General features: G+C 43.6%; 7 protein-coding genes and 1 pseudogene. 2 read left to right on the top strand and 6 right to left on the bottom strand.

The features are described from left to right. Positions 1–113: 113 nt before the first annotated feature. The 4 genes from K2G43_RS01430 to K2G43_RS01415 are packed head-to-tail and all read right to left on the bottom strand — an operon-like array spanning position 114 to position 3,689. Positions 114–1,637, bottom strand: a complete 1,524-nt coding sequence (locus tag K2G43_RS01430) for an ATP-binding protein (RefSeq protein WP_300152775.1) — start codon at positions 1,635–1,637, stop codon at positions 114–116. Between the two features lie 2 nt (positions 1,638–1,639). Continuing rightward, positions 1,640–2,443 (bottom strand): nucleoid-associated protein, encoded by an 804-nt coding sequence (locus K2G43_RS01425; protein ID WP_300152776.1) that lies wholly within the window; start codon positions 2,441–2,443, stop codon positions 1,640–1,642. Further along, positions 2,338–3,474: a class I SAM-dependent DNA methyltransferase gene (locus K2G43_RS01420; protein ID WP_300152774.1), complete on the bottom strand. Its 1,137-nt coding sequence runs from the start codon at positions 3,472–3,474 to the stop codon at positions 2,338–2,340. The genes K2G43_RS01425 and K2G43_RS01420 overlap by 106 nt, the downstream gene beginning before the upstream one ends. A gap of 2 nt (positions 3,475–3,476) precedes the next feature. After that, the gene (locus tag K2G43_RS01415; protein ID WP_022436670.1) at positions 3,477–3,689 is read right to left on the bottom strand and encodes a helix-turn-helix transcriptional regulator; all 213 of its coding nucleotides are present in this window, start codon (positions 3,687–3,689) and stop codon (positions 3,477–3,479) included. Positions 3,690–3,781: 92 nt separating this feature from the next. Here K2G43_RS01415 and K2G43_RS01410 point away from each other — a divergent pair, with 92 nt between their 5' ends. Further along, on the top strand, positions 3,782–4,078 hold the full coding sequence (locus K2G43_RS01410) for a hypothetical protein (RefSeq protein WP_300152773.1): 297 nt from the start codon (positions 3,782–3,784) through the stop codon (positions 4,076–4,078). Positions 4,079–4,183: 105 nt separating this feature from the next. Here K2G43_RS01410 and K2G43_RS01405 read toward each other — a convergent pair. Then, positions 4,184–4,414 (bottom strand): annotated as a pseudogene (locus K2G43_RS01405) (hypothetical protein); the annotation flags it as partial. Positions 4,415–5,128: 714 nt separating this feature from the next. Between K2G43_RS01405 and K2G43_RS01400 the strand changes: the two are divergent. Further along, positions 5,129–6,424: a S28 family serine protease gene (locus tag K2G43_RS01400; protein WP_297645337.1), complete on the top strand. Its 1,296-nt coding sequence runs from the start codon at positions 5,129–5,131 to the stop codon at positions 6,422–6,424. 89 nt (positions 6,425–6,513) lie between these two features. Here the strand turns inward: K2G43_RS01400 and K2G43_RS01395 are convergent, their stop codons facing one another. Further along, the gene (locus K2G43_RS01395; protein ID WP_300152772.1) at positions 6,514–7,059 is read right to left on the bottom strand and encodes a DUF308 domain-containing protein; all 546 of its coding nucleotides are present in this window, start codon (positions 7,057–7,059) and stop codon (positions 6,514–6,516) included. Positions 7,060–7,366: the final 307 nt, after the last annotated feature.

Below are 7,366 nucleotides of genomic sequence, written 5' to 3'. Positions count from 1 at the left end.
GTGCGAGAAAACGGTCTTGGAACCGACCATCGTTAATGCATTCCTTCCGTATAAAGTCGCTCAACTGACTTTTGTCAAGTTTTGACAAAAGAATTTCTACATTATCAATTTTCTTATTTGCCATCGTTTAATTTTTTATTTACAACAATCCACCGACCGCTCTTTGTCGAACCTTCGCGGATAAGGCTTCCGTTGGCCCGCAGCTTATCCGTTACCTTTCTTATGCCATCTCTTGTACTTCCGACTTCGGATGCAACATCCGATAAGGTCATACTTGGATTATTAGAAAGTATCCTTAATATTTTCTGAGAAATACTTTCTTGTGTACTTTCGGCGTTTTCTTGTGTACTTCCAGACGTTTCTTGTGTACCGGTTGCATTTTCTTGCGTACCTTCAACGGCTTTTTGTGTACTTTCACCACCTTGTTCGGAATTATGAGCAAAACTATCAGGTCGTTTGAACGTGATGGTCACAAAACCTCCATCTGAACACCACACAGGCTCTTCCACCCCTTGCGCTTTGCAGGCATCCATGATGCGCTTCGCACCGCTTCCCCAGTTCTCCAGATAAGTCATCCGGTAAAGTGCTTCAGCCACTTTCAGATTATGAGGGAATGACTCATGAGGCTCCTTGATATTTTTGGGTGTTATCTGTGGTGGAAACGTGCCAGGACTTGCAATCTCTATACGGTCATCGTAGATGGCAAGACTGACAGTCAGATTATACCGTTCCCAATGTCGGTGACAGAGAGCATTGATAAGAGCCTCGCGCAACGCATGATAGGGCACTTCAAGTTGCTCTTCCCGTTCAAGACTATGATTTGTGATTCTTCCACTGAGCGAAAGATGTTTGAAACAGAATGCGACTCCGGCATCCAAAAGTTGGAAGAAATTTCCTTCTGCACGTTGATTGTCGCGGAACATATTTTTATCTGTACCCACAAACCGTGCCATTCTCAGTGTGAACTGTGGATACTCGTCAATGTTATCAGAAAAGAGCAATACCGCACCGTTGGTCGGCATACCGTTCTTAAGCAACTTCCATTTTGCGAGAATATCTCCTGTCGGCTCATACAAAGCCGATTCCGGGATACGACCGCCATCAATACCTCGACGGATGCCGTTGCGAATCAGGTTCTCGTTAAGGTCTGCCATTGTCACACTATCAGCAGCAAGTCTTTCCCATGCGTACAGTTGGGGTTGATGGGCGCGAATACGCTCGTCATACATGTCCTGCGGCATCACCTTCGTTGTACTTTCTACCTTGTAATACGGACAACCGTGGAAGGTGTGCGGCCGTTCACCCCACACCCAACCGTCAAAATGCATAGCAATGACTTTGTTGCCCGGATACTCTGGTACATCAACATAGGCCACTCGCACATCTACCGCAGGTTCCAGCCCCGCCAATGCCTGAGCAATCTCCTGCTGTGTCTTATCGGTTACCTCCTGTCCAATTATCTTCAATGAACTTGGTGTTATACCGAAAATCAGCCAACCGCCTTCGGTGTTAAGGAACGCACACGCCGAGTGCATTCCGTCTTTTAGTTCGCCGATAGTCTTCTTTAGCTCCAGAGTCCGTGACTCATCGGTGGCGATCAGTTTCTTAATATCGTCAATTGTCATATCTTCCTTCATACCTATCTATAATATAGTTTGAAAAAATTCTGTTTCTTCTCATCATCATATCCCTGTTCGATAATGGCTGATGAATTTAATACTTTAAGTTCAAAATCTGAACCTATTTTTAAGATATTAGCTTTCGTGATAGCCTTTCTCTTCGCTGCATTTTGTGCGATTTTGAAAGTCTCAGGCATCTCTCCACTCCTTTTCTCATATTCTCTTTTATATGATAATAACATGGATGCGACTTCCTCATCGATTGCTAATGATGAAATCAGTTCATTTGTATTTACTTCCCGACCTTCATTTTGCAATATTTGTATAATTTTTCGAGATGCCTTAGCTAAATCCAACGATTTTTCAGGATTTCCTTTACTAATTTGTCGAACTACAATAGAACAAAAATCTGCTATATGTTCAGTATGCTGAAAATCAGTAATTTTTTCCTTAATATAAAGGAAGTTGTTAGACCAATATCTGCCATCTTGACGGATAGTTGATGTTTCTACGATAGAAATTAAATATCCATTATCTGATTGGGTATTGAAAATTATACACCCTTTGTCTAAATGCTTTGTACTCAAGCCTAGTTGTGATTTTATGGAGTATTCTCCGTTTTCATAGGACACGGTTAAAAAGTTATCTTTTGCTTCTGTTTTGAGTAACATAACAGCATCAATAGTTTCATCGTTAATAATGCAACCGTCAATATAAATTACATAAAATTCTCCGTTACTAACGTGTGGGTGTATACTTTGGTCATAAAGGTGTCTCGCAAGATTATTTGATTGTTTAACAAACTCATCTTTATTTTCAAATATCTTGCGTACAAATCAATACCCTTGTCAGCCTTGAGTTTGGAGAGTATATGGAGAATCCATGCATAATTGGCATTGCTCTCGGGTGGAGTTCCATAATCTGCCCAGTTCACGCCTTGTTGAGTAACGTCCTTGGTAAACCAGTGCTTGAGGTTAAATGGAGGATTTGCCATAATGTAGTCAAAGGCAAGTCCGGCATGCCAGTCTTTGTCAAAAGTAGAAATAGGGCCATCGCCCAAATGGTGGGATATGCCACGCATCGCCAAATTCATTTTGGCAAGGCGGAAAGTGGCGTCATCTTTCTCCTGACCGAAAACATTTACGGCCGTAATGTCACCTTGCTTTGCTTCTACATATTTTGCACATTGAATGAACATACCTCCGGAACCACAGCAGGGGTCATAGAGTGTGCCATCGAAAGGCTCAATAAAGGCGGCAATGAGTTCTACAATATCGTGTGGAGTGTAAAACTCGCCGTCCTCTTTGGTGGCATTTACGGCAAACGACTTCAGAAAGTACTCATAGACACGACCTATCAAATCCTTTTCCTCGCCAAATACCTTGTGGGAAATCTTGTTCACTTCGTCAACGACCTTTTTAAGTTCGTTGGGCTGGATTTTTACAGAGGTGAACAGTCCGAGTTTTACACAGCCTTTAAGCGTGTCTCCGCCGTCTTCGATTGCCTGTAAAGCGTCATCAAGCGCCGCAACAAGGTCAGAAGTCGGCACATTGATTAGCATAGACCAGCGTGCCGCTTCCGGCACATACACAATATTCTTATAACGGGATGGAGAATCGAGGAACCTCGCAATTTTTTCCTCGTCCGTAATTCCACGGTCGATACACTGCTGGCGCATCTCGGCTTGTGCATCATCGAACTTCTCGCCGATAAACCGTAGGAACACAAGCGTAAGTATCACATCGCGTTTCTCATTGAGTGATGCGCTGCCACGGAGATAATCACGGCAGTTGAATAATATAGATTCAAGATTGAGGATGTTCTTCTCTTTTTTCTTTGTTGCTTTCTTTGCCATAATCAATCGTTATTACCGCCATTGATAAGTTGGCGAGGGTCAACATTAAGTAAACTTGCAATCTTTACAAGCATATCAAGGGAGGGTTGCATCTTGTTGGAACACCATCGGGAAACGGTCGCTTCATTCTTGCCTACTTGTTCGGCTAACCATTTCCCGGTCTTGCCGTTCTCAACTAACACTACTTTTAGCCTATTTATCTTTTGCGATTCCATACGTTTTGATTTGCTTACGAATTACAATACTTTGATCTATAACGCAAATGTAGTGATAAAGCTTGAAACAGCCGCGATAAAATTCAGAAAAAGTGAAACTGATTATAAGGACACTTACTCAACTTTGCGATTTTGGCGGCACATTTGAAGCATTGTCGAAAATAAAATATAATGCAACAGGATATTCAAAACGAGGAAATAGAGAGCAGGCACAAAACATCAGCCATATTCTGTTGCCCATATTGCCTTTCTTCAAAGTAACCGATAGGCATGGAATCTTTCAACGATTGGAAGTCCGTTCGTTTTTCCTCGTTTTTCGACCTATAATTTGGGCGGTTAAAGAAATACTCATTAACTTCGCAAGCGAAGAAAGTGTTCTTTTGATTTAATGCAAAACGAAGTAAGATACAGAACTTCGCTCGTTTTCAAATCGTTGGAAATCAAGCTACAAATCTTTGCAAGTCGTTTATTTTCAGCACAAAAGAGAATTGGATATGTCTTAAACAATGGAACGTGATGTGCTTCGTTATCCCGGCAGACTTAATCCAGTCTTTGAGATAGAGGGGAAAGATGGTCTGCGTCAGCCCCTTGAACACCTGCCCCTCGCCGCACTCACCGCACAGTTCGAGGGCTTCATCTGACAGCGGCAGCACGGCTTCCGTCCGAGTCTTCTTGGTGACGATGTGTATGCACCAGCCGCCGTCGGCTCCCTTGACAAGTATCTTGCGACTTCACCGCCATTGTCGCTAACACTATCAACGACCGTTCATTCTGCACCTCACTTATTAGATAATCTATTGCCCAATTGGTCTATATAATACCAATCATTACTATCCCAGTAATGATATTCGCCATTACTGCCATCTACTTCCTTCATTTGCCCTGTGTCGGTTACTTTTGCTTTCCCGTTTTCAAACGGAAATCCAAAAGGTTACACATTTTCGCTGACATACAGCGTATTCCTTTGAAGTTTCGTTGTCTCCCTGCTTTCTATCATAAAAATATCTATTAACTGTTAAGATTTAGTTTAATTTTTCATTCAAAACACACGCCTTTCAAATCCTTTCACTCCCTCAAAGCAACTTTTTCACTTTCTCTTTTCCATAACGGATAGTTGTACCGTTATTTTCTTATATAGTTGATTTTCAGCAATAAAAATCATTAAAAATCAATTCTTGGGGAAACGGCATAGAACTAATGCTCGGAAACAATCTGATTTACACGCCGTAAATTACACAAAGGGCACTATCTACTTTCCGTATTGGAGAATGTGGCTAAAGCAGAACACAAATTCGGCGCAATCCTGAATATTGCAAACGACAAATAAAAAGAGATTACGAAGTTCCTGCCTTTATAAGAAAAATAGTTGTAACTTTGCGACAACGAGAAGACAATACTAAATTTTTACATCTTTCAAAAACTAAAACAACTCAATTATCATGAGAAATTTACGTAATCTCTATGCAGCGTTCCTGCTGCTCGCAGTGTTGTTCGTGTCGACATCTGTTTCGGCACAAACCCTCTTGCAACAAAAACTGAGTCAGATTTCCGCCATTACGGAAACCAAACCACTGGAGTCACCCCTGTTTTCTGAAAAATACGTGACTTACTTCACCCAGCCGCTGGACCACCGCCATCCCGAAAAGGGCAGTTTCCGTCAGCGTGTCATTGTATCGCACGTCGGTTTCGACCGCCCTACGATTCTTGTGACCGAAGGATATGGAGCCGCCTACGCCCTTCATCCCAAATATCGTGAAGAGCTTTCCAAGCTGCTGGATGCCAATATGGTGTTTGTGGAATACCGCTACTTCCTAGAGTCCACTCCCGAACCCAAAGACTGGCAATACCTTACGGCAGAGAACTCCGCAGACGATTTGCATGCTGTCCGCAACGCCTTCAAAACCATCTATCCCGGAAAATGGATTGCAACCGGCATCAGCAAGGGCGGACAGACCACCCTGCTCTATCGCACATTCTATCCGGAGGATGTGGATGTCTCCGTGCCTTACGTCGCTCCGCTCTGCTACGGAGCGGAAGACGGCCGCCACGAACCTTTCCTCCAGAAAGTGTCAACTCCCGAAGACCGCCAGAAAATTGAAGACTTCCAATTGGAAGTGCTGAAACGGAAAGCCATCCTGCTGCCCCGTTTCGAGAAGTATTGCGCAGAAAAAGGATTGAAATTCCGTGCACCTGCCGAAGAGATTTACGACTATTGCGTGCTGGAATACTCTTTCGCCCTCTGGCAATGGGGAACACCTATCGACAAGATTCCCGCCACCACCGCTTCGGATGACGAGATTTTCAAGCATCTGCTTGCCATCAGCAACCCCGACTATTTCATTGCCGACAGTCCGACAGGTTCCTTCTTCGTACAGGCCGCCCGCGAATTGGGTTATTACGGTTACGATACAAAACCTTTCAAAGATTATCTCTCCATCCAGTCAAGCAAGGGCTATCTGCATCGTCTGATGCTTCCCGAAGAATTGAAGGATATGCCTTTCGATAAGACATTGGGCAAGAAAATCACGAAATTCCTCAAAAAGAACGATCCGAAAATGATATTCATCTATGGTCAGAACGACCCGTGGACAGCGGCAGGCGTCACCTGGCTAAAAGGAAAGAAAAATATCCACGTGTTCGTTGAACCCGGAGGCAGCCATCTGGCACGCATCGGCACACTGCCCGAAGAGATGCAAAAAGAGGCGATAGCACTGATCAAGAAGTGGATGGATTAATGGAGATAATGTGATAATGTGGTAATGTGATAATTGGCTGCGCTGTGTCATTTCAATGTCACGCTGCCAGCCAGCAACAGATTTGCACATTACCACATTATCACATTATCAATATGATCTATCGGGCGACGACGCATGAACTTGAACCAGTTCAGCAGTTCGGAAGCAGCATACACCATGCTGCTGATGCCGATAATGATGAAGGCCGTGGAACGCACGCCCGTAGGATTGAACAACGCCACCAACCCGGCTACCAGAATCAATACCGGCAACACATAAAAGACAAACGATACCGGCATCCAACGGCGTGCCGACGACAACGAGGCTATCTGCTGCACACCTCCCATCACTAAGATAAATCCCAATACAAACGTCAGCAAATCGGCAAAGAAACCGGGCATAATAATCAGCCACAAGCCGAAAAGAAAACTGCCCACCCCCTCAACCGGGAAACGGTGACGCACCTCAGCGCTTTGCGCGAAATAACCGATAATGCTGATAAGCGAGGGAACCAGAAAGATGGCACCCACCGTTATCACCAGATAATCACCTGCCTGATCGGGAAACATCACTAGTATCAGACCTATCACCAGCGCACCTATCGCACGCAAAAAAGAGTAACTTAATCCTTTCATATCTTTAAGTTTTTGAGTTAACGAGTTACAAGCTACGGGTTACGAGTTTCTGCGAAGATACATCTTTATTCGGGAAACTTCGCAGGAAGTGGTAAAAAATACGTCCCACTTTATCTACGAAACACTTCATCCGGCAAAATGGTTCGCAGAAAAAAATAAAGAAAAAAGTCACTTTTATTTTGGATATTAAAACAAAGTGGTTATATTTGCCACCGATAAAACAAAAAAAGACAATGAAAACTATGTTAGTAAATACATATTGGTGGTGGCACCCGTTACAACTCCGACAGTCGTAAGGGAGCAGCGC

The sequence above is a fragment of the Bacteroides sp. genome (genome assembly GCF_029057325.1).
In the GTDB taxonomy this organism is placed as follows: Bacteria; Bacteroidota; Bacteroidia; order Bacteroidales; family Bacteroidaceae; genus Bacteroides.
The sequence above is the reverse complement of the archived record's forward strand: the minus strand, read 5'-3'. Positions and strand labels throughout refer to the sequence as shown.